Source organism: Oceanobacillus saliphilus (assembly GCF_023522835.1).
Lineage (GTDB): Bacteria > Bacillota > Bacilli > Bacillales > Amphibacillaceae > Oceanobacillus > Oceanobacillus saliphilus.
On record NZ_JALCZU010000004.1, the window covers coordinates 204,289 to 228,749 of the forward strand.

At 36.8% G+C, this 24,461-nt stretch carries 24 protein-coding genes and 2 pseudogenes; 5 read left to right on the forward strand and 21 right to left on the reverse strand.

The window, feature by feature from the left end; genetic code table 11:
- Nucleotides 1–380: 380 nt before the first annotated feature.
- From MN204_RS09095 to MN204_RS09130, 8 genes are all read right to left on the reverse strand, one after another.
- Nucleotides 381–1,688, reverse strand: coding sequence for a TRAP transporter large permease (locus MN204_RS09095; RefSeq protein ID WP_249870768.1), 1,308 nt, complete (start codon nucleotides 1,686–1,688; stop codon nucleotides 381–383).
- Nucleotides 1,685–2,185, reverse strand: coding sequence for a TRAP transporter small permease (locus tag MN204_RS09100; RefSeq protein ID WP_249870769.1), 501 nt, complete (start codon nucleotides 2,183–2,185; stop codon nucleotides 1,685–1,687). Before MN204_RS09100 ends, MN204_RS09095 begins: the two co-directional genes overlap by 4 nt.
- A gap of 222 nt (nucleotides 2,186–2,407) precedes the next feature.
- Nucleotides 2,408–3,472 carry a TRAP transporter substrate-binding protein gene (locus tag MN204_RS09105; protein WP_249870770.1) on the reverse strand — a complete coding sequence of 355 codons (1,065 nt, stop codon included), beginning with the start codon at nucleotides 3,470–3,472 and terminating at the stop codon, nucleotides 2,408–2,410.
- The gene (locus MN204_RS09110) at nucleotides 3,473–4,942 is read right to left on the reverse strand and encodes an MmgE/PrpD family protein (RefSeq protein ID WP_249870771.1); all 1,470 of its coding nucleotides are present in this window, start codon (nucleotides 4,940–4,942) and stop codon (nucleotides 3,473–3,475) included.
- Nucleotides 4,927–5,712 (reverse strand): enoyl-CoA hydratase/isomerase family protein, encoded by a 786-nt coding sequence (locus MN204_RS09115; protein ID WP_249870772.1) that lies wholly within the window; start codon nucleotides 5,710–5,712, stop codon nucleotides 4,927–4,929. The genes MN204_RS09110 and MN204_RS09115 overlap by 16 nt, the downstream gene beginning before the upstream one ends.
- Before the next feature lie 24 nt (nucleotides 5,713–5,736).
- On the reverse strand, nucleotides 5,737–6,897 hold the full coding sequence (locus MN204_RS09120) for an acyl-CoA dehydrogenase family protein (protein WP_249870773.1): 1,161 nt from the start codon (nucleotides 6,895–6,897) through the stop codon (nucleotides 5,737–5,739).
- Nucleotides 6,887–7,894: a hydroxymethylglutaryl-CoA lyase gene (locus MN204_RS09125; RefSeq protein WP_249870774.1), complete on the reverse strand. Its 1,008-nt coding sequence runs from the start codon at nucleotides 7,892–7,894 to the stop codon at nucleotides 6,887–6,889. Before MN204_RS09125 ends, MN204_RS09120 begins: the two co-directional genes overlap by 11 nt.
- Nucleotides 7,895–7,950: 56 nt before the next feature.
- The gene (locus MN204_RS09130; protein ID WP_249870775.1) at nucleotides 7,951–9,105 is read right to left on the reverse strand and encodes a CaiB/BaiF CoA transferase family protein; all 1,155 of its coding nucleotides are present in this window, start codon (nucleotides 9,103–9,105) and stop codon (nucleotides 7,951–7,953) included.
- A 224-nt stretch (nucleotides 9,106–9,329) separates the two neighbouring features.
- Between MN204_RS09130 and MN204_RS09135 the strand changes: the two genes are divergently transcribed.
- Nucleotides 9,330–10,226 (forward strand): LysR family transcriptional regulator, encoded by an 897-nt coding sequence (locus tag MN204_RS09135; protein WP_249870776.1) that lies wholly within the window; start codon nucleotides 9,330–9,332, stop codon nucleotides 10,224–10,226.
- Nucleotides 10,227–10,463: 237 nt separating this feature from the next.
- On the opposite strand, the gene MN204_RS09140 is transcribed toward MN204_RS09135, so the two are convergent.
- From MN204_RS09140 to MN204_RS09150, 3 genes are all read right to left on the reverse strand, one after another.
- The gene (locus MN204_RS09140; RefSeq protein WP_249870777.1) at nucleotides 10,464–10,598 is read right to left on the reverse strand and encodes a YvrJ family protein; all 135 of its coding nucleotides are present in this window, start codon (nucleotides 10,596–10,598) and stop codon (nucleotides 10,464–10,466) included.
- Nucleotides 10,599–10,951: 353 nt separating this feature from the next.
- Nucleotides 10,952–11,167 (reverse strand): DUF2922 domain-containing protein, encoded by a 216-nt coding sequence (locus MN204_RS09145; RefSeq protein ID WP_249870778.1) that lies wholly within the window; start codon nucleotides 11,165–11,167, stop codon nucleotides 10,952–10,954.
- Between the two features lie 37 nt (nucleotides 11,168–11,204).
- Nucleotides 11,205–11,429: a DUF1659 domain-containing protein gene (locus tag MN204_RS09150; protein ID WP_249870779.1), complete on the reverse strand. Its 225-nt coding sequence runs from the start codon at nucleotides 11,427–11,429 to the stop codon at nucleotides 11,205–11,207.
- A 601-nt stretch (nucleotides 11,430–12,030) separates the two neighbouring features.
- Between MN204_RS09150 and MN204_RS09155 the strand changes: the two genes are divergently transcribed.
- Nucleotides 12,031–12,606, forward strand: coding sequence for a TetR/AcrR family transcriptional regulator (locus MN204_RS09155; RefSeq protein ID WP_249870780.1), 576 nt, complete (start codon nucleotides 12,031–12,033; stop codon nucleotides 12,604–12,606).
- Nucleotides 12,607–12,978: 372 nt separating this feature from the next.
- Nucleotides 12,979–14,400 (forward strand): DHA2 family efflux MFS transporter permease subunit, encoded by a 1,422-nt coding sequence (locus MN204_RS09160; protein WP_249870781.1) that lies wholly within the window; start codon nucleotides 12,979–12,981, stop codon nucleotides 14,398–14,400.
- Between the two features lie 368 nt (nucleotides 14,401–14,768).
- On the opposite strand, the gene MN204_RS09165 is transcribed toward MN204_RS09160, so the two are convergent.
- The 7 genes from MN204_RS09165 to MN204_RS09190 all read right to left on the reverse strand — a co-directional run bounded on the left by MN204_RS09165 (nucleotide 14,769) and on the right by MN204_RS09190 (nucleotide 19,320).
- Entirely contained in the window at nucleotides 14,769–14,948 is a 180-nt protein-coding gene (locus MN204_RS09165; RefSeq protein ID WP_249870782.1) for a hypothetical protein, read from the reverse strand.
- Between the two features lie 48 nt (nucleotides 14,949–14,996).
- Entirely contained in the window at nucleotides 14,997–15,731 is a 735-nt protein-coding gene (locus MN204_RS09170) for a zeta toxin family protein (protein WP_249870783.1), read from the reverse strand.
- A gap of 712 nt (nucleotides 15,732–16,443) precedes the next feature.
- Entirely contained in the window at nucleotides 16,444–16,650 is a 207-nt protein-coding gene (locus MN204_RS21260; protein ID WP_306798642.1) for a hypothetical protein, read from the reverse strand.
- 81 nt (nucleotides 16,651–16,731) lie between these two features.
- Entirely contained in the window at nucleotides 16,732–17,403 is a 672-nt protein-coding gene (locus tag MN204_RS21265) for a PD-(D/E)XK nuclease family transposase (RefSeq protein WP_368858661.1), read from the reverse strand.
- Between the two features lie 243 nt (nucleotides 17,404–17,646).
- Nucleotides 17,647–18,039: a DnaD domain-containing protein gene (locus MN204_RS09180; protein WP_249870784.1), complete on the reverse strand. Its 393-nt coding sequence runs from the start codon at nucleotides 18,037–18,039 to the stop codon at nucleotides 17,647–17,649.
- The gene (locus tag MN204_RS09185; RefSeq protein ID WP_249870785.1) at nucleotides 18,021–18,617 is read right to left on the reverse strand and encodes a hypothetical protein; all 597 of its coding nucleotides are present in this window, start codon (nucleotides 18,615–18,617) and stop codon (nucleotides 18,021–18,023) included. Before MN204_RS09185 ends, MN204_RS09180 begins: the two co-directional genes overlap by 19 nt.
- Nucleotides 18,618–18,822: 205 nt before the next feature.
- Complete coding sequence (locus MN204_RS09190; RefSeq protein WP_249870786.1) at nucleotides 18,823–19,320, reverse strand: sigma factor; 498 nt, start codon at nucleotides 19,318–19,320, stop codon at nucleotides 18,823–18,825.
- A gap of 419 nt (nucleotides 19,321–19,739) precedes the next feature.
- On the opposite strand from MN204_RS09190, the gene MN204_RS21270 reads away from it, so the two are divergent.
- Nucleotides 19,740–19,862: a hypothetical protein gene (locus MN204_RS21270; protein ID WP_306798643.1), complete on the forward strand. Its 123-nt coding sequence runs from the start codon at nucleotides 19,740–19,742 to the stop codon at nucleotides 19,860–19,862.
- Between the two features lie 139 nt (nucleotides 19,863–20,001).
- Here the strand turns inward: MN204_RS21270 and MN204_RS09195 are convergent.
- The 3 genes and pseudogenes from MN204_RS09195 to MN204_RS09205 form a co-directional block, all read right to left on the reverse strand.
- Nucleotides 20,002–20,142 (reverse strand): annotated as a pseudogene (locus MN204_RS09195) (23S rRNA (pseudouridine(1915)-N(3))-methyltransferase RlmH); the annotation flags it as partial.
- Nucleotides 20,143–20,491: 349 nt separating this feature from the next.
- Nucleotides 20,492–21,150, reverse strand: a pseudogene (locus tag MN204_RS09200) (SDR family NAD(P)-dependent oxidoreductase).
- 491 nt (nucleotides 21,151–21,641) lie between these two features.
- Nucleotides 21,642–23,729 (reverse strand): DUF262 and DUF1524 domain-containing protein, encoded by a 2,088-nt coding sequence (locus tag MN204_RS09205; RefSeq protein WP_249870787.1) that lies wholly within the window; start codon nucleotides 23,727–23,729, stop codon nucleotides 21,642–21,644.
- Between the two features lie 371 nt (nucleotides 23,730–24,100).
- Here MN204_RS09205 and MN204_RS09210 point away from each other — a divergent pair, with 371 nt between their 5' ends.
- Complete coding sequence (locus MN204_RS09210; RefSeq protein WP_249870788.1) at nucleotides 24,101–24,265, forward strand: YjzC family protein; 165 nt, start codon at nucleotides 24,101–24,103, stop codon at nucleotides 24,263–24,265.
- Nucleotides 24,266–24,461 lie beyond the last annotated feature (196 nt).

The window sequence follows — 24,461 nt, forward strand, 5'->3', positions numbered from 1 at the left end:
TGCCATGACATTCAGGGACAGTCCCTGAATGTCCCACTTTTTTGGTTGTAATTTTGAACTTCGGTATTAACACTGTGAACTTCGGTATTCCCGCGCGCGATTACCGCATTCCTCTAACAATAGACATTTCTTGAAGGACATTCTACACCTTTAAACGCATTATTTTGTCAGTCATCACCTTTATGAAAGACATTTCGCTCACAATATCGCACCCTCATAGAGGTACTAAAAGAATACTTGCACAATAATATCCAATATAAGATATATATGTATGTGTAAAAATAGGGTGAAAAAAGAAATGCCCGTACTTTAATCACCCTGGTTAACATCCACAATCACTTCTTTCTACATAATAATGGTTGAAACGCTTTGCCTATTCTTTACTTTATGAGTATTAGAGCAAGTTGCGGAAACACCCAAACTAATATTAATACTAAAATAACGATGAAAATAAACGGTAATACACTCTTAATAATCAGACCCATTGATTCATTAGGAAATAAAGACTTCAATGCAAATAAATTCATCCCTAGTGGAGGTGTGATCACAGCAAGCTCCATGTTAATAACCATAATAATCCCAAACCATATCGGATCAAAACCTAGAGACATAGCAATTGGGAAGAAAATAGGCGTGGTTATAAGCAAAATGGAAACAACTTCTAAGAAAAAGCCCATTATGAGCCAAATTATATTCATTATCAGTAATATAACCCAAGGCGAAACCGACAGATCTGTTACAAAACTCGATAAGTATTGGGGCAGTCCAATTAATGTTAGTGCGGAACCAAAAACTAAAGCTCCTACCACTATAGTTAATAGCATAGCTGAAGTTTCGACCGACCCTTTTAAAATGGTTGGTATTAATTTGATGTCCAAGCTTCTTTGAAGAAAGAATGCAACAACTATGGCATACACAACTCCCACTGCTGCAGCTTCGGTAGGAGTGAAAATTCCCGCGTAAATCCCACCTAATACAATAATAGGGAGTATGATATCTGGTATTGCTTTTAGGATGCTAGCCTTTTCTAAAGCAGCAGCAGATTCATTATCACCTATTTTTAAATCATGACCAATAACAGCCCCTTCATTCTTTGGTGCTATAATGACGGCATAAACAGCTAATAAACCAGCTAAAAGAAGTCCGGGAATGATACCAGCCATGAATAATGCACCAGGCGACGTTCCACTTAATGATGCATACAAAATTAATGGGATGCTAGGAGGTATGAGTATACCAAGAGACCCACCTACCGCTGATAAACCAAACGATAACTTCTTGGAATAATTTTTTTTTATCATTTCTGGAATGGCTATTCTCCCGATTGTTACCACAGCTGCCATACTGGATCCGACAATTGTTGAAAAAAAAGTGTATGCACCTACACTTGCTAGACCAGTTCCTCCTCTAATTTTTCTCAATAACCGGTGGGCCACCATAAAAATCCGTTCACCACTTTTACCGTGATATAATATTTCCCCCATTAAAACGTATAACGGGATGGCAACAAATACAAACTCAGTTAAGGTGCTATGCAATGTAATTGGTATCTGCACCATAAATTGTGTACCAAGAGAAAGAATTGTAACAACCCCTGATAATCCTAATGCAAAACCAATCGGGATGCCAATGATTAAACAAAAGAAGAGGACACCTAATAATATTAAAATCGAACTTGCACTAATCAAGCTATTTCCTCCTCTTCATTTATGATTATTTTCAGAACGGTGCATATGCTCGCGAGAACAAGCAAGAGACCGCCCATGGGAATAAATGAATAGGGGATCCATAAAGGAAATTCCAGCAGGGATGGAGAAACCATACCCAGATTATACGCATTACTGGTATACTGAAACCCATAAATAGTTAAAACAATTGCATAGGGAATTACCAATAAGGCGGCTAAAATTTGAATAAATTTCCTAGCCACCCCATTTAATTTATCTATAAGAAAAGTTACTTTTACATGCTTGTCTCGAATAAATAAATATCCCATCGATAAAAAAACTATAAATTGCAGTATATACGTAGAAAACTCATTAGCCCAAACCGTTGGGGAGTTAAAAACGTATCTTGCCACCACTTCATAAAAAACAAATAGAGCCAGTAAGCCCATAAAAACACCAGAAATATAGATAAACAGCTTTTCGAATACTACAATCCCTCTTATTATGGATTTCAGCATTTGATTCACCCCTTAACTTAAAATCAAGAAATTATCTTTCTGTCCTCTCATAGGTTAGAGTGACCCAATCCAACAAACATCGCATGGAGAACTTACAAACTAGAAGATGTGAGTCTCTGAGTCTCTTAACCACTAAAAAAAAGAAACCAGGACAAAAAATTATTACCAAGTAAATCTATTACAAAATATACTAAAAAATTTTGCCCCAGCATTATTATTTTTCTATTCAGAAAGATATTGTTCATTCGCTTCTTCTACAAGTTCCAGAAGTCTTTCTCCCAGCTCTCCCGACTTTTCTTTATATACTTCTTGTCTGTCTGAAACAGTTTCAACCCATTGCTGATATTCTTCATCTGTAGGTTGGTATTGTTCCACCCCTTCCGTTGTTAACTTTTGCTTATATTCCGCATCTGCTTCTGCTTCCGCTTGTCTCGCCACTTCTTGAGCGCTGTAAGAAGCTTCGATAACAGCCTGTTGAACATCTTCCGGCAGAGAATTCCACCAATTGATATTCGCTATACTTTGAAAAGAGATTTGCATGACGGTCATGTCCGTACCATACGTCGTAACTTCATATAAACCACGCTCTACAACCGAAGAAGGCCCTGTCATAAATCCATCGATTGTGCCGTGTTCCATTGATTGGTATATTTCTTGGGAACTTATACTAACCGGAGAAGCTCCTATTTCCTCTAAAAATAATGCTGCACCTTGACCAAAAGCCCTTAATTTTAAGCCCTTCAAATCATCTGGTGTTTTGATTGGTTTGTTTCCATATAATTCAACCGTGCCATATGGAGCCCATCCTATTAATTTCATTCCCATCGTTTCCAATTGTTCTCCATACAGTTCACCATATTCTCCATCTTCAGCAGCCCATTGAGCTTCCAACGAATTAAAAAGAAACGGCAAATCCGTGACACGTAACGGTTCCGTTTGACTGCCCGCTAAAAATCCGATATTCAGTTGCCCAATTTCTACTGCACCATTTGTTAAAGCATCAGGTAATTCGGAATCATTATAGAGTTGGCCATTAGGGAATACCTGAGGTTTTAAATGAATCGATAAATTTTCCGTTCTATTTTCAATTTCTTCTGCTAACGTTTCAAAATATATGCCTGTGGCATGCTCAGGAGGCAGGTTATATGCAATCCGAATGTTTTGCTCTTTTCCTCCAGCAGAACCATTATTGCTAGCGCTCGTTTCTCCTCCATCGCTGCCGCACCCCATCAACAGAAGAACCGAAAGAGTAATAAAAAGAAACAAAACAGCTAATCTCTTTTTCATTTAAAAGCCTCCTTTTTGTAAACCCTTACATTTAACCAATTCATGAATTCCACTTAACCAGTCTTCAATCCGATCCATTTCTTCCAGATTACCAGCGTACTCAAAATGATGAATTATTTCCTTCTCCAATTCCTGATTTACGCTATCTTCCTGAAAATAATACGTAAAACAGTCCATCCATTTAAATTTGCGCTCCTCATCACTCATCGGTAATTCTTTAGAGCCGGGAGCGTGCTTAATTGACTTTTCATATTCATTACCATTATTGGTTTTTATGGTGACAACAACCGGAATTTCATCTAATTCATTGCCTTCTTTCGGTGTGCCTCCCACTTCACTTACCTTAACGATGGGTAGTTTTTGTTGAATTTCCTCCCTGCTGACTTGACGATCCGTAAACGATTGTAATGTGATTTTTCCATCTTCCAGTGCTGCCAAGCAAGTATATTCCGCACTGAACTTACCTTGTAAACCCGTTTGAGGTCGATTATAGATAAGGGGGAGCAAGCCGCCTTTTGGTACCTTTACATCTATTTCAGACACATCATCCAATGTTAAATTGAATTCTTGCCTTAAATTTTCAACACCGTAAATGAAACGGTGCGTTAAGTAGCAACAAGGATACTTTTTGATAGATAAACCATTTGCCAGATAGTCATATGGCTTTCCGAACTCCATTCTATTAATCTTCTCTTTAAAATGACCCCAAGATTTCTCTCCACCAAAAGCGTTAAAAAAACCTCTCTCTTCAAATACATTCCGATTACCAACATATCCTTTATCGGCTAATAAAGTGGCGTGAATTGCATTTTGTGCTGCTAATCCTACATGTAAAGGCTTTGTCATGGTACCAAAGTTCTTCTGCAGTCCTCCTGCCATGGAAGCAGCGATTGAAATGGCATTTGATAATTTTTCTTCATCTAACTGGAACAAGTACCCGCATGCAGCTGCCGCACCAATCGTACCTAACGTACTAGTAGCATGCCAGCCAAGGTCATAATGCTCAAATCCCATCACTTGTCCCACCCGTATCATCACTTCCGTTCCAATAACATATGCAGTTATTAACTCTTTGCCGGATTTACCTAGATATTCACTCACCGGAATGATTGCAGAGACGATTGGTGCACTTGAATGGGCCAAAACAGAAGGTGTGACATCATCGTAATCCAACACATGCGTTGCCGTCCCATTTATTAAAGCTGCATACTCTATTGAAAACTTCTTTGATTCACCCCACAAGGAAGCAGTTAAATGATCGGATTGTCTTGAGCTATACGTATCCCTTAATATTTTTATACTTGATTCATTCCATCCTGCCAAAGCTACACTAAACGTATCGATAATGGCAAACTTGGAAATTTTCTGTAGTTCAGGCGGTAAATTATCATATTCAGTTGAATTAATAAAATCAACCATTTTATCCATTAGGTTAGGGGACACTATCTCAACTCCTATCTGTTTTTCCATTCCGGTTTTCTCTTTTCATTAAAAGCAGCTATTCCTTCCACACGGTCTTCACTCGAAGCTAGAATATTATAACCAGTAATGTCTAATACATAGCCTGTATGAAAATCAACTTCAGTCCCTCTGCTAATCGAAGACTTTGCCATTTTAACGGACAATGGAGCATTATCAACTATTTTCAATGCGATTTTTTCCGCTTCGCCTAATGCCTCGCCAACGTTTACGACTTTATTAACTAATCCCCACTCATACGCTAAACTTGCATCAATAATTCGCCCTGTATATATAAGCTCTTTCGCTCTACGCACACCGATGGCACGGGGTAAATTCTGCAAGCCGCCACCACCTGGCATGATACCTATTTTTACTTCTGTCAAACCAAATTTGGAGCTCTCTGAGGCAATAATGAAATCAGCTAATAAAGCTAATTCACACCCTCCCCCCAGCGCATAACCCTCAACCGCTGCGATTACCGGCAGCGGAAAGTCATGAACAGTAATGAATAAATCTTCTATTAATTGATGCTGAACGTTAAAATCCCGGTTTGACATTCCGTTTCTCTCTTTTAAATCTCCTCCTACAGAGAATGCTTTCGTCCCAGCTCCAGTGAGAATGACACAACGTAATGTCTCACTATAGGCACTTTCTCTAAATACGGTTAATAATTGCGTAAAAAATTTAGTATTCATTGCATTCATTGCATGTGGCCGATTAATTTCCACTACGAGAATTTCCTTGTTTTCTCCCTTGTAATTCAAATTAATGGTTTCCATAATGTTACACTCCATTTTTTATCATTAGTAAGATCTTGGCAAACCTAAAATATGTTCGGCTACATAACTCATAACTAAATTATTTGAAATTGGTGCCGTTCTAAAAAGTCTCGTTTCCTTCCACTTTCTCTCAATATGATATTCCGTAGCAACCCCATACCCACCAAAAGTGGTCATAGCAGTATCTGCAGCTTTCCAAGATGCTTCAGAAGCTAAATACTTTGCCATATTTGCTTCCCGTCCACATTCTAAGCCTTGGTCAAACTTTGAAGCAGCTTTTAAAACCATCGTTTCAGCAGCTTCTAATGCCATATGAGCATCAGCAATAGGAAATTGGATACCTTGATTCTTCCCAATCGGCCTATCAAATACGATTCTTTCATTTGCATATTGTACGGACCGTTCTATAAACCACATTCCGTCTCCAATACACTCACTAGCAACTAAAATCCTTTCAGCATTTAGACCACTTAATAAATAACGAAAACCTTTCCCTTCTTCCCCAATTAAAGCACTCTCAGGCACTTCCAAATCATTGATAAATAAAATATTTGTCTCGTGATTAATCATCGTATCAATCAAATTAGCTTCTATTGCATTACCAACTTCTCTTAGATCAATCAAAAACAAACTCATGCCATCTATTTTCTTACTAACTTTCTCTAGAGGAGTGGTGCGTGCTAGTAAAAGTATCATATCAGAATGTTGATACCTAGAAGTCCAAATTTTCTGTCCATTAATGACATAACCGTTGTCTATTTTCCTAGCAAATGTTTTAATTTTTGTTGTGTCAGATCCTGCATCTGGTTCCGTTACACCAAATGCTTGCAGTCTAAGAGAACCGGCTGCTATTTTTGGTAGATACTTCTTCTTTTGTTCTTCGCTTCCGTGCCTCAAAAGGGAACCCATCGTATACATTTGAGCATGACAAGCAGCTCCTGAACCACCTGATTGGTTTATTTCCTGCAAAATCAAGGCACCTTCAGTAATACCTAAGTTCGATCCTCCATATTCCTCTGGTATAAGCGCACCCAACCAACCGGCTTCGCTCATCGCATCAACAAATTCTTCAGGATACCTTTTTTCTTCATCACATTTTTTCCAATACTCAAGATCAAACTTATTACAAAGCTCTTTTACAGCTGATTTAATCTCTAATTGTAGCTCAGTTAATTCAAAATCCATCGTTATTCTCCCATCTAATTTTGTTGTAGTAAATCTTTTCTTGATTGATCCATTTACTTTGACGAACATCTGAAAACATCCCACCAGTAGTTAAATGTGCAGGAAGCCTATGTCCAACAATTTCTTCTGCAAATTTTGTACACTCTAATAACCCTTCTAAGTCTATACTAGTGTCTATCCCCATTTCCTCACACATAAAGACCAGATCTTCTGTTGCTATATTCCCGGCTGCTCCCTTTACTGCTGCGAATGGACAACCACCTAACCCTCCAATTGCCGTTTCAAACTCTCTAACTCCCTCTTCCATCGCAGCATACGCATTAGCTAAGCCCAGCCCTCTTGTATCATGCAAATGTAAAATAATTTCGATTTCAGGCCAGTTCTCTTTAACTATATTTATTGTTCGCTTTATCTGTTGAGGATTAGCCCAACCCATCGTATCAGCTAGTTTAATTTTTCTTATCTTTTCATTATTCTCTTCTGCTATACTCATAGCATTTTGAATAATATTCACAGTTTGCGGAAGTGTAATATTTCCTTCAAAGTTACAACCAAATGCCGCCATTAACGCTAGTTGATCAACTTTCAACCCAGATTCTTTGTAAACAGTAATCCAATCTTTTAGATCATAAAGTGTTTTTTGTATACTTTTGTTCGTATTTCTCTTTGAAAATGTATTACTGGCTGTAAGCAGAAGAACACCATCTATCGTTACATTATTATTTAACGCTCTTCTCAAACCATTGATGTTTAAATATACTGTTCTGTATTCAACGTTCGGCTTTTTTTCCATTAGATGAAGCACTTTCTCAGCATCTGCCATTTTTGGTACCCATTTGGGACTGACGAAAGATGTAACTTCAATACTGCTAATTCCTGTATGATTAAGCTTATTGATTAATTCAACCTTATCTCCTGTAGAAATTGGACCATCCTCTATTTGAAAGCCTTCCCTTGGCCCCACTTCATAAATTTTAATGCTTTTAGGCAGACTCATTTAATCAATCCTCCCTTTATAAATCCATTTACATTTTGATGGGTCAAATTTTTTACCTAAGTTTCAGAGAGATTAAGCTTATTTAAAATTTCTTCCGTATGCTCCCCTAGCTCTGGAGGATTCAATCGATAGTTTCCTCGTTGATAGTCTAATTTAAAAGGTAAATCAATAATTTTAAAGTCCGGAACTTTGAAATCATTAATTTGCTTTATCATCTCTAAAGCGCTTACTTGATTGTCGGTTAATACTTTTTCTACTGTATTTAAAACACTACAAGGCACCTTACATTCTCGCAACAAAACTATAAGTTTATCGCTTTCAAATTCTTTTGTTTTATTTTCAATAATCTCATGTAACTCACTTCTATTCTTGATTCTTTCAGAGTTTGTTACGAATCTACTATCCTTCTGAATTGTTGCCAAATTCAGTGCCTCAATTAATTTTTGAAACATTCGATTGTTACCTGCAGCAATTATTACCCAATTGTCTTTAGTTTTGAATGCTTCATAAGGCGCAATCATAGGTGTTGCAGTTCCATGTTTTTGTGGTACTTTTCCAGTAGCCATATAGTTCGTCATTGGTAGGGTCATCCATGCCAGTCCAGTTTCCAGTAAACTATTTGTTACTTTGCTTCCTAACCCCGTATGACTTCTCTTAATAATTGCTGACATAATTCCAATCACAGCCCACATTCCTGTAGCCATATCAATAATTGACACACCAACTCTGGCAGGATCATCTCCAGGGTTACCAGTGACACTCATTATGCCAGTATAAGCTTGAATTAAAGGGTCGTATCCAGGTTCTTTTTTTAGCGCTCCTTCGTCGCCAAACGCGCTAATTGCTGAATAAATTAATTGAGGATTTTCTGCTTTAAGTATGTCATAGCTTAATCCCCTAGATTCCAAACTCCCGGGTTTCATGCTATGAATAAAGACATCTGCCTTTCTCGCTAACTTTTTTATAATTTCTTGACCTTCTTGATCATTTAGGTCTACACATATACTTTTTTTATTTCTATTCAAAGCAAGAAATGTTGCAGATTCACCTTCCCAAGAAGGAGGGCTCCAATTTCTTGTGTCATCCCCCGTACCAGGTCTTTCAATTTTAATGACCTCCGCATCTAAATCACCTAATACTTGTGTACAATAAGGGCCTGCAACATTTTGAGTTAAATCGATTATCTTCATCCCAGAGAGTATGTTAGACATTTTTTCCTCCTAGTTATATTTAGTTTTAGTTTACTAACTAAGATTTTATTTAACTTGCATTAGCTAGTTTTATAACAACTTGGAAAGAGCAATAGTTCAATTAATGAATATTCCCATTTTTTGTTTTAGTTATTTAATTTATAACATTTGCAAAATACTATGTCTAAGATATAATTTTTATAAGAGTTATAGAAATTAACTATATCTGAGAGGTGGCTTATGTGTTGGAACCAAAAATTCTAAGTTACGTAATTATGATTGCAAATGAAAAAAGCTTTTCTAAGGCTGCTTTAAAACTTCATATCGCACAACCATCACTGAGTTATCAAATCATTAAATTGGAAAAGGAACTGGGAATAGACTTATTTATAAGAGGTAGAAGGGGGGTTCAACTTACCTATGCTGGAAAGAGTTTTGTTAAAAGGGCAATGGAAATTCTTGATCAGTTCAAACAGTTAAGAGATGAAATGGTTGATATAGCTAACATGAAGAATGGACAACTCTCCATTGGTAGCTTGTCCATAACAGGGGCTATATTATTACCTGATGCGATTTCAATTTTTAAAAGGGAATATCCTGGTATAGATATATTGTTGATTGAAGATAATTTAAAGAATTTAGAATCACTTCTTTCCTATGGAGAAATAGAAATTAGCTTATTGTCAATGCCATTTATTAATAATGAAATTGAAAAAGAAATTATTATGGAGGAAGAAATACTCTTGGCGGTTCCCTCATCACATCCATTATCTAGGTTGAAAGAAGTAAATCTGTCAATGTTTAAAGACGAGTCGTTTATTTTATTAAAAGAGGGAACGAGTTTTAGAGCCAAAACCGAATTGATTTTCCAGGAAGCGGGTTTTAATCCTTCTGTAATATTTGAAAGTATTAATATTTATACTTGCCATTCATTAGCCTCTTCAGGAATTGGTATTACCTTTATTCCCGAAATGGCCCTCCGTGAATTTAATAAAAATGAAAATATTGTTTATCTACCAATTCAAAATTCGAAAAATTCAACAAGAGAGGTAGTTATTGCTTATAAAAGCGATAGATATCTATCGAAAGCAGCACGTTCCTTTATTGATATAGTTAAATTTGTTGCTAAAAAATATACATAAACGTAAACTTGAGCTTCTAAATCCATTTTAGTTAAAACACTTTTTAATCATCGATAATAGGTCTCCTAGCCGACTTTTAGATACGTCAAGCACGTTATGACGAAGTATGAGAATCTCAAGATTTAGTAATATCAAAATGTGTCAGTCCCCATCACTTTAAAGTTTTAAAGTAATGGGGACTAACACGTGAATCTCTCAATAAATCCTATGATACTAACCCACGCTCGCTCCCCGGGGCTATTTCATCCTCTCCGGCAACGCATGAATTGATTCAATCAATTGATTCAGCTTTCCCTCTACGCGATGAAGCAAGTAAAATGTTACCGCGACTGGGAAGCCGACATCTGTAATGAATGATATCCAGGTTTCCATCTATATTCCCTCCTGCCTAATTTAGCATTGGTAGATTTGCCGTTAGCATGTGATTGCGTAACCTTCTGAAGTAATTACCCAACTTCTCACCTGTATCGTATAACTTTCCATGGAATTACAGTCCTCACCACTACCTTCCAAAGTCACCTCAAAACTCTACTAGCATGTAATCTCTCTCCTGATTAGAAAACTTGTTTGTCACCACGCCTTTCAGTGACAGCCTTAGTTGCACGTATGCAGAAAGGTAAGTTTTATACTTTCCTTTCTGACAAAAACAGACCAGAGCTCAATAAAGCCGCTGGTCTGTTTTTGGCATAACGAAGCTCCAGCATCTTGAAGCCTCATAAACGTCATTAACCTAAATCAATATCTTCCACAATACGTTCGACCAAGCGAGCACTTTTCTTCTCTACAAGATCGCCACCAGTGGTTGTAAAAGCATTCTGTGTAATGATCTCATCCATTGCTGCATGCACATTAGCAATATTGACAGGTTCCACAGGCTTGTCTAAGGTATACGTTACAATTTTTCCATCCTGATTCGTAAACTTCATCTCCAATTTTTTCATGGTTACCGCTCCTTTCTATTTAATATTTCTCAGATGATTACCCTTCCCGAATATCTGAGCTGTCCTTACGATTAATGTTGTAAAGTGCACGCTCCTGTAGTGCTGCAAAAGCTGTTGCGATAGCATAAAGCTGGTCTGCCGTTGCATTCGTTTTGACGTTATTGAAGCTCTTGAACTTAAAGATCGGTAAGCCCGATTCAGGATTAATCCCGTCTTGAAGCACCAACTGCAACGAGGAATTAGTCATATCTGCTACTGCCATGTTTCTCACCTCCCTTTCACAATTAGAATCGAAATGAAATCGGGTAAGGGGGTATGAAGTGGAGTAAATTTTTAAATTTTTATTGCCGTCTCGGTCCAATTAATATAACAAGGAACGGTATATATACCGTCCCCCTTAGCATAATCCGGAAGCCATTCTCCATATCTATTCATACTTTTATGTTGTTTATTAATCTACTTCCCTCAACTGTTTCACAACCGCAGCCATCTAACCCCTCAACAATCTCATTGATTGCTTCAACTCCAGATTCGGCTTAGGCTTTACGTTCTTCTGGCGTTTTCAGTAGTGGTGTATATAAGTGGTCGGAAGCATGGTCAAATGAATAGCCAACCATACCCCATTGCAATGCAGGGACATACTGCCGTAGTGACAGGAGACGCTTCTGGAATTGAATTTAGTTTCCGTAATCGTCTAGCAGAAGCTAGCGCTTACCTCGCTTCAGAGATCGAAATGATGAAGCCCCCCAGGAAGCAGTAGCAAGACTCCAAGATTTGGATCATCCCCACACCAATTAAAATTTGACTTATTTTTCTCTAGTCTTATTATTAAAGTTAGTATGTACTATCATTGGAGGGATAATGTGAGCGAAACATCTGAAAAAATTTTGCAAGCGGCCTTAGACTTAATGCAAGCAAAAGGCTTTGATAGTGTTACGACAAAAGAAATTGCCGAAGAAGCTGGAGTAAGTGAAATGACCATTTACCGACACTTTCGCACAAAAAAAGGTGTCCTTGAAGCAGCAATTAACAAATACTCCTATGTTCCCTGTTTTCAACATCTATTTGAAGAAAAAATAAATTGGAACATCGAACAAGATCTCGAATTATTTTCAACTTCTTATTTAGAATTAATGAAGAGAAATAAACCAATCTTTTTAATTTCCATCCATGAAAGAACAACAATGCCTGAGATTTACGAGCTAATTTCAAAAAACACACTTGAATTGAAATCATATTTGTCTACCTATCTTGCCAACATGCATGAAAAGGGTTTGATACAGATACAAGATGCTGAAATGCAAGCAACTGTTTATCTCACTACGCTTTACGGATATTTTTCATCTATCGCAACATGGGAAAATCATTTCTTATTCGACCAGAAAGATATATTTATTAAAACATTAATTCAATCTTTCTGTAATGGTGTCAGAATATAAACCTTTTAAAACATAAAATAGCATGTTTATAGTATTGAATTTCAAGTAATTTTTCGTGGGCATGCAACTATCACATGCTATTAGATGTTACAAAGGAAATAGGCCCTGAATTGTTACCAACATTCAAATTTGCATTTCAAGTTACAGTGCATATCAATTGATTTTTATTTGTAAATCTATATTATAAATGTTAGTTGTCACTAACTAACATTTATTGGCGACTGGCTTAATAATGATAAATTAGAAAACTTAGTTGCACGTATGCAGATAGGTAAGCTTTTTACTTTTTCTATCTGCCAAGAAAAAGTTGCTATACAGATACAGATTTTTCGTTCTGCTACATGCAAAGGGATTATAGGAGGAAATTTAAAGATGAATGCTTCAACTACGTTTAATCGGAAGGCAATAGTTGGAATACTATTAGCAGCTTCTTTTGTTTCAATTTTGAATCAAACTTTATTAATCATAGCCATTCCCCCAATTATGGCAGATTTTCAAATTGACGCTAATCAGGCGCAATGGTTAACCACCGGATTTATGTTGACAAATGGGATCCTCATTCCCATAACAGCGTTTTTGATGGATAAGTTCTCTAGTAAAAATCTATTAATGGCTGCCCTGCTTTTCTTTTCGGCAGGTACTTTTTTGGGCGCAATTGCTCCTACCTTTTCTGTATTGCTTATCGGACGAATTGTTCAGGCAGCAGGCGCTGGAATAATGATGCCCTTAATGCAAACCATTTTAATGTCGTTATATCCTCCTGAGAAACGGGGGGCTGCAATGGGGATGGCAGGACTGGTTACTGGATTTGCACCTGCAATTGGACCAACTTTATCTGGTTGGATCATTGGACAGTTTTCATGGAGATATTTATTCTATATTATCTTGCCTATTGCTCTAGTTATACTGGTTCTTTCCTTCTTTATTATGAAAAATGTCACAGAACAAAAAGAAGCCAAAATTGATATTACATCTATAATATTATCTTCGTTCGGATGGGGAGGTTTGCTATACGGATTTAGTATGGCTGGTTCTTATGGATGGATGAATTCCGTTGTCATTGGTTCTATTATTGTTGGTGGAGTGTCACTCTATTTATTTATCAAAAGACAGTTATCACTTGAAATACCAATTCTTGAATTTCGGGTTTTTCAATCGAAAATATTTGTCATAACGACCATTTTGTCAACACTTGTATTTGCTATAATGGTTGGTGTACAAACACTATTGCCTTTATACGTTCAAAATGTAAAAGGTGCATCGCCACTAGATTCAGGATTAATTCTATTGCCGGGAGCTTTACTGATGGGACTAATGTCTCCGGTAACTGGTAAATTTTTTGACAAGTTCGGTGGTAGAATGTTAGCTATTACTGGTTATGGGCTAATTCTCTTATCTATGATTCTATTTACGCTTTTACAAATGGATAGTCCTTTGCTGCTACTTTCTCTATTCTTTGTCATTATGATGTTAGGAATTTCTATGATCATGATGCCGATGACGACGGCGGGAATCAATTCACTTCATCCACGTTTAATTGGCCACGGAACTGCGATGAATAACACCATTCGGATGGTTGGAGGTTCCATAGGTACTGCTCTATTAATCTCAGTCATGAGTACGGTTTCGACTAATGTTTCATCAGGGTCTTCGAGTGAAGCGATGCTAATCGGAATTAAAGTCGCCTTTGCTGCAGCTGCTGTTATGGCATTAATTGGATTTATTCTATCCTTTAACTTGAAAGATAAAAATGTAAATGGGTCCACGGGGCAAGGTTCATCGTCCGTAGTTTAAATTAAAAGCTAATCGCGGAAAAATTGGTGCCAGTCCCCCACTTCGCTATCGCTTTAGCGTGGAGGGGGACTGACCCTTTTTACAGCATTATTGGCTGAAGATGGAACTTTATTGGGTGTTCTAACTGGGAGTGTTGATGTTGGTGTTAATCCAGGAAGGGGAGCAGGATTTGAATTAAGTTACCCGAATTTCCAAGGGATGTTACAGAAAAGGTTACAAGTGTAAAAGTTAAGGCTTACGGTTAGAATTGGTAAATACGAAAATGGTAACAATAAAAGTTAGGGTTGCTATTCCTTTATCATCTCCTAAATCCCATTATGAAAAGCTTTAACCCTATGAAATTAGGGTTAAAGCCTTTTTATACTAAATCATCCATAAATTGCCGAGTTTTTACGTTGCTCGTGAAATTTCTTATTGTCTTCAATAGCCTTTTCAAATTCAGTGGAGTTATATTTGCGTGCATTTTCACGGCGTTGCTCATCCCACTTTTTTGCAGCAGATGACCCTTTTTCCTCCATGTTTTTTCTTAATCTTTCGTTAAAATTCATTTTGCACACCTCCTGCTTATTATTTTACCCTATTTAAGTCGTACGTATTCACACATTTTTACTCTTTTCAATAAATTCATCATATGCTATTTGGTCAGATATAAATATGTCGCTTTCATTACAAGCCGCAATTTCTTTAGGTGGTACGCCATTTATGCTATTACTATAAACAATAAAGTTGTCCACTTGGTCCACTAATTCAAGGAAAGACTTTGCAACTAAGTAGTTTGAAGATACAACAATTTCTTTTGGAACAAATCTTCCCATTGGTTCGTTATATCTGTATTTGACTCTATCCAAAGCAACATCAACATCTACGTCGACAACCACTAAATTTACTGTATAGTTCATTTCTTTTAAAGAGCTGATTAATTTACTATATTTTTTAGTGTTTTTCATTGTTCCATCAAAAAGGAAACTTGATGACTCATCAATTGAAGCATAAATTGTGGAATTTGCAATGTCAGAACTTTCTTCGTGAACAAGATCAGCTGCAATACTTTTCTTGTTGTATATAAGTGCGCTAGTATATTCAGGGAGAAAACTCTTAATTTCGTCAGCATCAATTATCACATATTTATTTGTGCCAATGATATCCTTCACAATTTTTGACTTACCTGCTCCTGGGGCACCACCAACTAAAATAGCTTCTTTTTCAATCGAGGTATTTGTATCCCTCTCGCAATTGTCTATTGAGGTCTCAATTATATATTGATGTAACAGGGACCGAATATTATTATATTCATTATTTATATAAAAGATTTCTTTAGTAGTATTTTCCATTTCACTTAAACACCCCAGATTTATACTAGTTATATTTTATCAGGTTTTAACCATAAACGCTATTATTATCAGAAAAATTAAAATAGATATAAAAGAAATTTGTACCATTAAAACAAGTTCGAGCCGTTAACTGGGTTAAACTTAGAATGTTTCTAATAATCGCCTAACTTGATTAAAACAAGGCTGTTTTTCGTACCGTTTATAGCCTTTTAATCATCGCAGAGTTGAGATAAAATGCGAACTAACGTTAGATTTGGGTCCACGGATGGGTCCACGGGGACAGGTTCATCGTCCGTAGTTTAAACTAATAGCTAATCGGGACAAGGTACCTATCTCGCCCGCTCCCTTCTCCATTTGTCTAATCGTGTGCACATGACAGAAAGGACTTTGCGACAGATAGAGGAAACTGAATTAGTACTTTTTTAAAAACGCATCATTCCCGAAGAATAAAAATATGACTATAAAATCTAAACTAGACCCTTTTTAGAGGATAGTATCGCTGCTATCCTCTTTCAATTAACTACTAATGCAATTTAATTTAGCTCGTAAGACCATGCTTTTTAGACCGTACCCTTTCTAGCCCGCGAAAATTCTTCATTTCGATTTTCCATTCTTGGTACGCTATGGTGACAGACTACAAAAATGCATTGTTTCATAGCAAATAGGAAGCAAGAAAACTGTTCTCATGTTCCCAATCAGGGTCGAATACTGACTATAGTTGTTCTTTTAATTTCTCGATTTCTTCAATATCCAAATGTGTGACTTCTGCTATGAGATCCATACTTAAACCCTTTTTCAACATTTCCATTGCAACCTCTTTCTTTCCAATTTCTTTCCCTTTCTCTTTCCCCTTCTCCTCATACGAAATCGGAATCTCAAAAATTTCCTCTGTTTCTGGTAAGTTTTGAATTTCCTTCATTAATTGTTCCTCCTCTTCTTCAGTTAAATTTAAATAGGCTTTTAGAAAACTTGGTTGTCACCAAGCCTTTAGGTGACAGCCCTAGTTGCACTTATGAAGCAGAAGAAAGTTTATGCTTTCTTCTCTGCCAAAAAATCCATATACGATCCGTTGTTTGGCAGAATCTAATTCCATTCTCACAATCATACGCAAGAATTCCTTCTTTACCTGTAGCCGCTCTTCTTCCTTATAGCCCATTTGACTCATCTGTGCTGCAGCAGCTGGATTATCCGAGTGAATGTATGCGCGCCAGTTCTTTTTCTTTAAATGAAGTGTCAAATAGTTAAATGTGAGTACATGTAGAAAAGGAAATTCCATTGTATACTGATCCGTTTCCCACTCTTCTTTATAAGTAAAAACAGCAATGGGGACGATTGGTTTCTGAAATTTATTGTACAACATACTAAAATAATGATACATTCGCTTATGAAAATCATTTTGTTTGTAGCTTTGTAGTTCAATATGAACGATGACCAAGACATCTGTCCCTTTAAGCGTTGTCTCAATAACAATATCAATTCTGCGAGTGTTCCCCTTCAGTACGTTTGTATACACTTCCTCGGATAGTGGTTTAATTGCGTGAAAATCAATGTTGTCATGAACGTCGGGAAAGAATGCTTCAAGGAATTCCTGGAAATATGTATTGATGAGTTCTTTGTGTAGTTGGTCGTGTTTCGTGTAGGTAGGTTTTGGAGGATTTTCTTTAATAAGTATGGCATAGTTGCCATGTTATCACATCCTTGAGGTTTTTGAGGAGATAACCGAGGTGAATATCTGCTTATAATATAGCACGGTTTTATTTGGTGAGCAAAAGTTATTGTGGTCCATGGCGAAAGGTTCATCGTCCCGTAATTTAAACTAAAAGCTATTCGGGACAAGGGTACCTAGTCCCCACGGTACTGCCTTTTCGACAGTACTTCTAGCAATCAATGTCATTACAGTTAAAAACCAATCCCATCAGGCATTCGCATACTCCCGCAACCTCCTTCCCACCTCCGCCATTTCCACCATCACATTCTTCTTCTCCCCCTCATCACGCTCTTGCACCTTATGCTTCCCCTCCCGAAACCAATCCGGTACAATTTCCGCTACAACCTGACCACCAGATTGATAAGTCCCTGACCGACGTTGCGCTTTTTGCTCCCGACGACACCGATACGCCACTTCCTCCGCCCGAGCAGCTTCCACACTGCGAATTCCCTTCTTCGCCCAAGAATCGAGGATTGCTTTCACATAACCCCAGTTCGCCCTTCCATGTTCCAACGCTCGTTTCATCGCATACAAAACTAACGATTCACCTAAGTCATTCATCCAATGAATCATATCCTCCGCTATATAAGCGCTGACCACACCGAAATTTTCCTGGAAAAATGGAATCGCGTCTGTTGTATTTGTTGTATCGTTTTGTTTCGTTTTGTTTTGTTTTGTTTAACTAATGGGTCTGCATTAAGGCTCACATTGCGGTCCAAACTGTGGTTCATTTTGTGGTCCATATTGGGCTTCATACTGTGGTCCAGACTACGGTCCATATTGGGCTTCACACTGTGGTCCAGACTACGGTCCATATTGGGCTTCACACTGTGGTCCACACTTCCGGCCATACTTTCGCTCACCCCAACAATCGCTTCATTCTCCTGATACACCATTCCAACTAATGATACTATCTGATATGCCGCCGCTTGATTCCCGCCTCGTGACTTCACACAAATATATCCCTTCTCCCGCAATTCCGTCCTCGCTCGTTTAAACGTGCTTTCCGATAAATTTGCTTTACTACAGAGCACAGACATCGCAACCGTAAATTCCTCCTTCCATCCTGCTCGATTATTAACATGCATCAACACATGCCAAAGATTCGCTGCTGCAGCAGACAGCGGGTTCGTCTCCAAATGCGTATAAAATGCATTCACTTGTCTTATGTAATTCATCGATTCCACCCTTTCAAATTAAAACACGTTTACTATGCAAAGCTGCTAGAAAACACGAAAACAATTGCCAGCATAATCCTAGCAGCCTCTATCATTCTATTAACCTTTCCACAACATTCAAGGAATGACAGTAAATGTCCCTGGACAACATCAGTCCATCAAGGAGTTAAGAGAGCCGTCCTCAAGCATTTTCTTCAGTTTTTTCCTAACTTGTAACAGCTTCGACGGTGGTGTTTTCTTGAATGGCGATGTCCTTCACTGGCATGTCTCCTAAGATGTGAAAATAGATCCACTTCCACTGATTCTCGGTTAGGTGTGATTTAAGTTTTCTCCATTGAATGGGGTCATCAAGTAGGATATCGGGGATATTCGGAAGTGGATAGGAAGTATGACCATTGCGGATATAATTGCCATCCTGCAGTTGCGTCTTCGTATGTTCGCGGCTTTTTTCTTCTGCTTGGAGTGTTCTTGATTTCTTTCGTAGTAAATCGATTAATCGGTTGCGGATGGCGTAGTTGAAGTAGGTGGCAAGCAGTCCTTTGTCTGGTTCATATTTTTTATACGCCATCCACATGGCGTATAACCCTTCCGTATAAAATTCCTTTGACGGATCATGGATTCCTAATCGCTGCATCTGGTAATAGATCCTTCGTTCATTTTGCTTGAAGATTTCTTCAAACGTTACATCGTTTTCCTTCTTCATTTGATTACTCCTTTTCTTAGTAAAAATATGTTCATCAAGTCAGTAAGGTTATATATTTGTATAGATTTATTCTACATAAAAGTAAAATAATCTGCATCTAGCCTAACTTGCCATTTCCGATCGAAAAATGGAAATTTCTCTAGAGGGAAATGGAGATTTACACAAAAAAAACCTTCTAAAATTCAATTTCCAGAGGGGGTTTTAGAAGTTAGGTACTTTTAAAAAAAAATGAACTAAAATTCTTGGATATGGTAAATTTTTCTTTATAGACATATCATTGGAATGATGGAATGTAATCCACACGCAGAGTCATAAACAGCAACATGTTTCTGTTTATCCTCTCTTCTTTTTCATTGAATTTCACCTATTTTCAAACTTTTTAAAAAACCATCACCTTTATGTAAAAGGAGCTCTAACTCATGAAGGAAATCAATTTGGAAACCGACTGGAAATGGATGAATTTTGGTTACCCTTCCAGAGATAGGTGGGTTGGAGATGTTGATGCCTTTGATTCCGTTTCCACGGATTGGGTTGTTAATTAGGTCGATTAACTTTATTTCACGAAAAATACTTATAGGAAAAGCTTATCTTTAAAATAACCGTTAAGGCTTTTTTAAAAAAAGTGGTGTGGAAGAGGCACCTTAATTCATAGTCTATTTTATTAAATATTTTTAACCTCATTTACTTATGGTACGGTTCCCCCCTATTTATCCGAAATCCCCGATAAACCTGCTTCAACAAGATCAATCGCATCACCTGATGAGGAAATGTCATCTTGAGAAAAGAAAGTACAAAGTCACTCCGCCTCTGGACAGTGTAACTGTTAAACTAAAATGGACAGTTTCTGCTATATAGAATTGAACACTTTCTGCCAAAATAACTCTCAATCAGTTAAAATATTTAATTAGATAAATAACTGGATAAAGTCCAAATTTTAGCATGATAAAAGGTACACCCAAGGTTATAGACACTGCCCCCATTTTGCAATCGTAACGTGCTGAGGACTGACGCTTTATTCCTTTATTCTCCAACTGTCATCGATTCCGATACCTACATTTTTCTTATATATATTTAAAATGTTCTATTTATAAAAGGCAATCTAATTATATGTACTTAATCAATATGTATAAACACAACAAAAAAACGCTTGAAACCCAAGCGTTTTTTACTATCATTGTGCAATCGTTCCACCATCAACAACCAATTCCGACCCAGTCATAAAGCGAGATTCATCGGAAGCTAAAAATAAAACTGGATAAGCAATATCTAATGGTTCTCCAGAGAAACCTCAAGGAATAGTAGATTCCATTTGCTTCCTTCCCTCATCATCAAGCGCATTTTGAGACATTGGTGTCGTGATAAGACCAGGATGAACGGAATTGACTCTTATTCCATCCTTTGCAAGATCTAACGCCACTGATTTTGTTAAAGCTCTAGTTGCACCTTTCGACGCTTGATATGGTACACCGCCTTGGTTCCCTACAACTGCAATAGAAGAAATATTAATAATGGAGCCTGTACCATTTCTTTTCATATGGGGAACAACTTCTTTTATTCCTAAAAAGTTACCAACAACATTAATATCTTGAACAATTTGCCAATCTTCTAAGTTAAAATCTAAAACATTTGAACTCAATTTTCCAGCAATACCCGCATTATTTACTAAAATATCAATGGTACCAAATTTATCTATAGTTTCTTCGACAACTTCTTTCCAACTCGCTTCATTCGATACATCGTGTTTTAATCCGATGACTCTTCCTTCAAATCCGCCCCTTGGCCACCTGCTGCACCTGTAATAATTGCTACTTTATTTTCTAACCTCTTCATACCTTTTCCCCCTTTTCATTAAGACATGTCGGCTTGTCCGATTGTCCTTACTCTAGTCTATGATCGCTATTAAAAAATATGACTATTAATTTTAGATCTCCAAGAGGGGGAAAAGATTTATCTATTAAATCCATATTAGTTCTGTATTTATTGGAAAGGACAAGGGTACACCTCCCCCTCTGTCCATTATTTGGTATTCTTATACCCTCTTCAAATTCACAACCTGAGCATTAGAAAGAACAGTAAGCTGTTCCATCATAAACTCCGCAGAAAAGGTCCACGGGGACAGGTTCATCGTCCCGTAGTTTAAACTGAAAGCTAATCGGGACAAGGTACCTTTCCCCACATTTCTCTTAGATCGATGACCGTTTCTGTATAATAATATTTATTATTTATTCTTTCAATTCCAGAATTGACTTAATTAATATATACGTTCATTGTGTCACCTGCTCTGCCCAATTTCATATCTGGTAGTTAATAAAAGTCAACCATTACTCTTCATCTCTATGCTTTTCGAATGACTGTTGTATCAAGTACATAATATCATCAATTTCATTGGCATTTGACATACCAATTTCTACATCGCCATTCCCCCATCTACCCAAATTTGTAATATCTTTGCAAATCCCTTTTGGATCATGAATTTCATTAAAAGGCATGTTAAGACTTAAACGAAGTCTACTCTTTTGTGGTACAATGTCAACAAAATCTGTAGTTGTTTTATAAGCTATATACATCTTTTTAAATTCTTCCCTTACCGAACTGTCCAGGTTGCAAATCCGTTTTCTAAGCTGTTCAAATAAGTCCAACATGTCCCCTGATAATTCAGGGAAATCGCTAATAGTATATACCACGTTCTCTTTTTCTCTACGTTGATCTCTATGTTGCAAAATAACTTCTTCCGGTAAATTAGGATACGACCAAACCAACAACGCCCGCTCTGCAAGTCTATTTCCTCTATTTTTAATTTCTTGTTCATTCCACTCTTCAAGTTTCCTTATACCTTTATTTAATCGCAGTGGACTATCGGCAAACCCCCCCTCCAAGTCCCTTTTCTCTTTGAATGGTTTATCACTCATTTCAGAGTTATACCTTGTTAAAGTCAAATTCCCTAATGTATGGAGATATTTATCTTGAACTTCTTTCCAATTCTCTCCAAGAGCTATCCTCCATTCATCTGATAAGTTAACATTTTGAGGCATAATGTGTTCAATTGTATAGGTCTCAATATCAACAATTTCTTTCCGTTCGTAATTCTCTAACTTTCTTAATAAATAGTTGCGGTTCCTGAAGTTGTATGTATCTTTTACTTCAAGTTCCCTTGTAAATTCTTCATTACTCGGAAATCTCTTATAAGAATCTTTAAGAACTAATACAACCTGTAAACTTTCTAAGTAATTCTCTTTATCTATTTCCTTACTCATTGTTGCAAACGTTTTATTCAGTGAATTCGTTGGAACCCCGCATATCGCTCTACGGAAAACATAAGATTCAACCAACTTCAAAATAGAAATAAATTCATATTTTGAAATTATTTGATTGTTATAATCATCATACAACTCTATTAAGAATGGATATGAAACGTCAACTTTTAATGAGTTGATGTCTTTTAGTACCTCGTTTATTTCCTTATCGGTTTCTGTTTGGAATGCTAAGTAAACGAAATACTTTGAGTATAGATATACCTCTTTTAGAATATCTTCAATACTGAGATCTTGATTTTGAAAGAGATATTCTTTAAATGCAACATAAACATTTCTAATCTTCGGAATACGCCCTGTTTTAACAGTTAAATAATCTCGCATAAAACGATCAAACACGGTGGATTCATTTAAGTTACCAAAACTTTTCTCCATAGGATCCCAATACTTTTTGTACAGAGTTTCTTGCTTCTTTGGCTCAAGTTTCATTAAAACAAAATTTCGAATTAAATCAGCTTGAGACAATTCAAGCCCTGTAGAATTCAAACTTTCAAATATCAATTGTGGATTATCATGGTCTCGATCAAGGGCTATGTCGACAATTATAAGTTTAGATAGACCCAAATATAGCAAATTAAGGTCAATTTCACTTTTTTTAATCTGATTTAAGAAGAAATTGAAGTTTTCATAAACTCTTGGTGAATATTCATTGGGGAGTTCACTATCATTGATCAAACTTAACAGTGTTTCTTTGTCGGTCTGAGTCAGAAGAAGTTTATGGTAAAGTTCATCTTCCTCTTCATTATTAACTAAATAGTAGTTCATAATTTTTTTACTGGTTATATCAAGCTTTTTCTCACTTTCTTTTATTTCTTTTCCTAAAGCTAGTAACATTAAAGTAATTGTCGTTAAACGCTGCTGTCCATCAATAACAAGAAGTTGGGGAACTGCAGATATTTGATATAGGCCTTTTTCTACGTAAACAACGGAACCTACAAAGTGACCTTTAATATGATCGTCTTTAGATGCTCTAACTATATCATTCCATAGTTGTCTACATTGCTCCACTGTCCAACTGTATTTCCTCTGATAGATAGGGATTATAAATTGCTTATTACCTTGAAGAAACTTTAATAAATTTGTTTCAGAAGCTTTCAACTGTTATCACCTCTTAATTTTTTGACTCTGCTTTATAACTATTGTAACAACTAAATGATTTATTTGGCACTTTAAGTATGAATAATTCCATATAAATCCAATTATTTATTTTGATACAATTCAAGTGATTTCATTTGTTGATTTAAAATAAAGTTTAATTGTTTTCTACCAAATAGTATATGAGGTTGCAGTCCCCCGCTTTGCTATCGCTTTACGTGGTGAGGGACTGGACCTTTATCCCTAATAAGATTTCTACCTATTCTAAAAAAATATTAAATTCAAACTTCTTTTTACTTGAACCACACCAAAATCAATATATTGTATTAAAATATAAGGGACTAATATTACTACCTTTTCAAAGGAGGTGCAAAATGGCAAATTTGAAAAAACCAGGTACAGATAATCAACCAGCAGGGAAATACAAAGAAGTTGGACCTCGAGGCGGGCAAGTAAACAACCCTAGAGTCGTGACTATTAATTCAGGTGACCGACTTCCACCGACGCAAGAAAAGGGTCGAAAATGGACAAAAAAATAATCATACACGGAGACCTAGTTATATAGCGGCTTCCGTATATGAATTTTCTCTTTAAAAAGACCGATTAATAGAGTATATAAATTGTTTACCCTATGGTATTGATAGTTTATGAGGTCAGTCCAAAACTTCGCTATCGCTATAAAGTGGTGGGGGGCTGACCTATTGGCCTTTGGAGTGCCACAAATGTTGGCTACCC

Bases quoted from the DNA above. Each gene is read 5' to 3' on its own strand.
- MN204_RS09125 (WP_249870774.1), bottom strand. From the start codon at position 7,894: ATGAGTCTGCCTAAAAGCATTAAAATTTATGAAGTGGGGCCAAGGGAA.
- MN204_RS09210 (WP_249870788.1), top strand. From the start codon at position 24,101: ATGGCAAATTTGAAAAAACCAGGTACAGATAATCAACCAGCAGGGAAA.
- MN204_RS09115 (WP_249870772.1), bottom strand. From the start codon at position 5,712: ATGGAAACCATTAATTTGAATTACAAGGGAGAAAACAAGGAAATTCTC.
- MN204_RS09145 (WP_249870778.1), bottom strand. From the start codon at position 11,167: ATGAAAAAATTGGAGATGAAGTTTACGAATCAGGATGGAAAAATTGTA.
- MN204_RS09190 (WP_249870786.1), bottom strand. From the start codon at position 19,320: ATGAAGAAGGAAAACGATGTAACGTTTGAAGAAATCTTCAAGCAAAAT.
- MN204_RS21270 (WP_306798643.1), top strand. From the start codon at position 19,740: ATGAAGGAAATCAATTTGGAAACCGACTGGAAATGGATGAATTTTGGT.
- MN204_RS09105 (WP_249870770.1), bottom strand. From the start codon at position 3,472: ATGAAAAAGAGATTAGCTGTTTTGTTTCTTTTTATTACTCTTTCGGTT.
- MN204_RS09140 (WP_249870777.1), bottom strand. From the start codon at position 10,598: ATGGAAACCTGGATATCATTCATTACAGATGTCGGCTTCCCAGTCGCG.
- MN204_RS09100 (WP_249870769.1), bottom strand. From the start codon at position 2,185: ATGCTGAAATCCATAATAAGAGGGATTGTAGTATTCGAAAAGCTGTTT.
- MN204_RS09150 (WP_249870779.1), bottom strand. From the start codon at position 11,429: ATGGCAGTAGCAGATATGACTAATTCCTCGTTGCAGTTGGTGCTTCAA.
- MN204_RS09185 (WP_249870785.1), bottom strand. From the start codon at position 18,617: ATGAATTACATAAGACAAGTGAATGCATTTTATACGCATTTGGAGACG.
- MN204_RS09170 (WP_249870783.1), bottom strand. From the start codon at position 15,731: ATGGAAAATACTACTAAAGAAATCTTTTATATAAATAATGAATATAAT.
- MN204_RS09165 (WP_249870782.1), bottom strand. From the start codon at position 14,948: ATGAATTTTAACGAAAGATTAAGAAAAAACATGGAGGAAAAAGGGTCA.
- MN204_RS09110 (WP_249870771.1), bottom strand. From the start codon at position 4,942: ATGGAAAAACAGATAGGAGTTGAGATAGTGTCCCCTAACCTAATGGAT.
- MN204_RS21260 (WP_306798642.1), bottom strand. From the start codon at position 16,650: ATGAAGGAAATTCAAAACTTACCAGAAACAGAGGAAATTTTTGAGATT.
- MN204_RS09130 (WP_249870775.1), bottom strand. From the start codon at position 9,105: ATGTCTAACATACTCTCTGGGATGAAGATAATCGATTTAACTCAAAAT.
- MN204_RS09160 (WP_249870781.1), top strand. From the start codon at position 12,979: ATGAATGCTTCAACTACGTTTAATCGGAAGGCAATAGTTGGAATACTA.
- MN204_RS09120 (WP_249870773.1), bottom strand. From the start codon at position 6,897: ATGGATTTTGAATTAACTGAGCTACAATTAGAGATTAAATCAGCTGTA.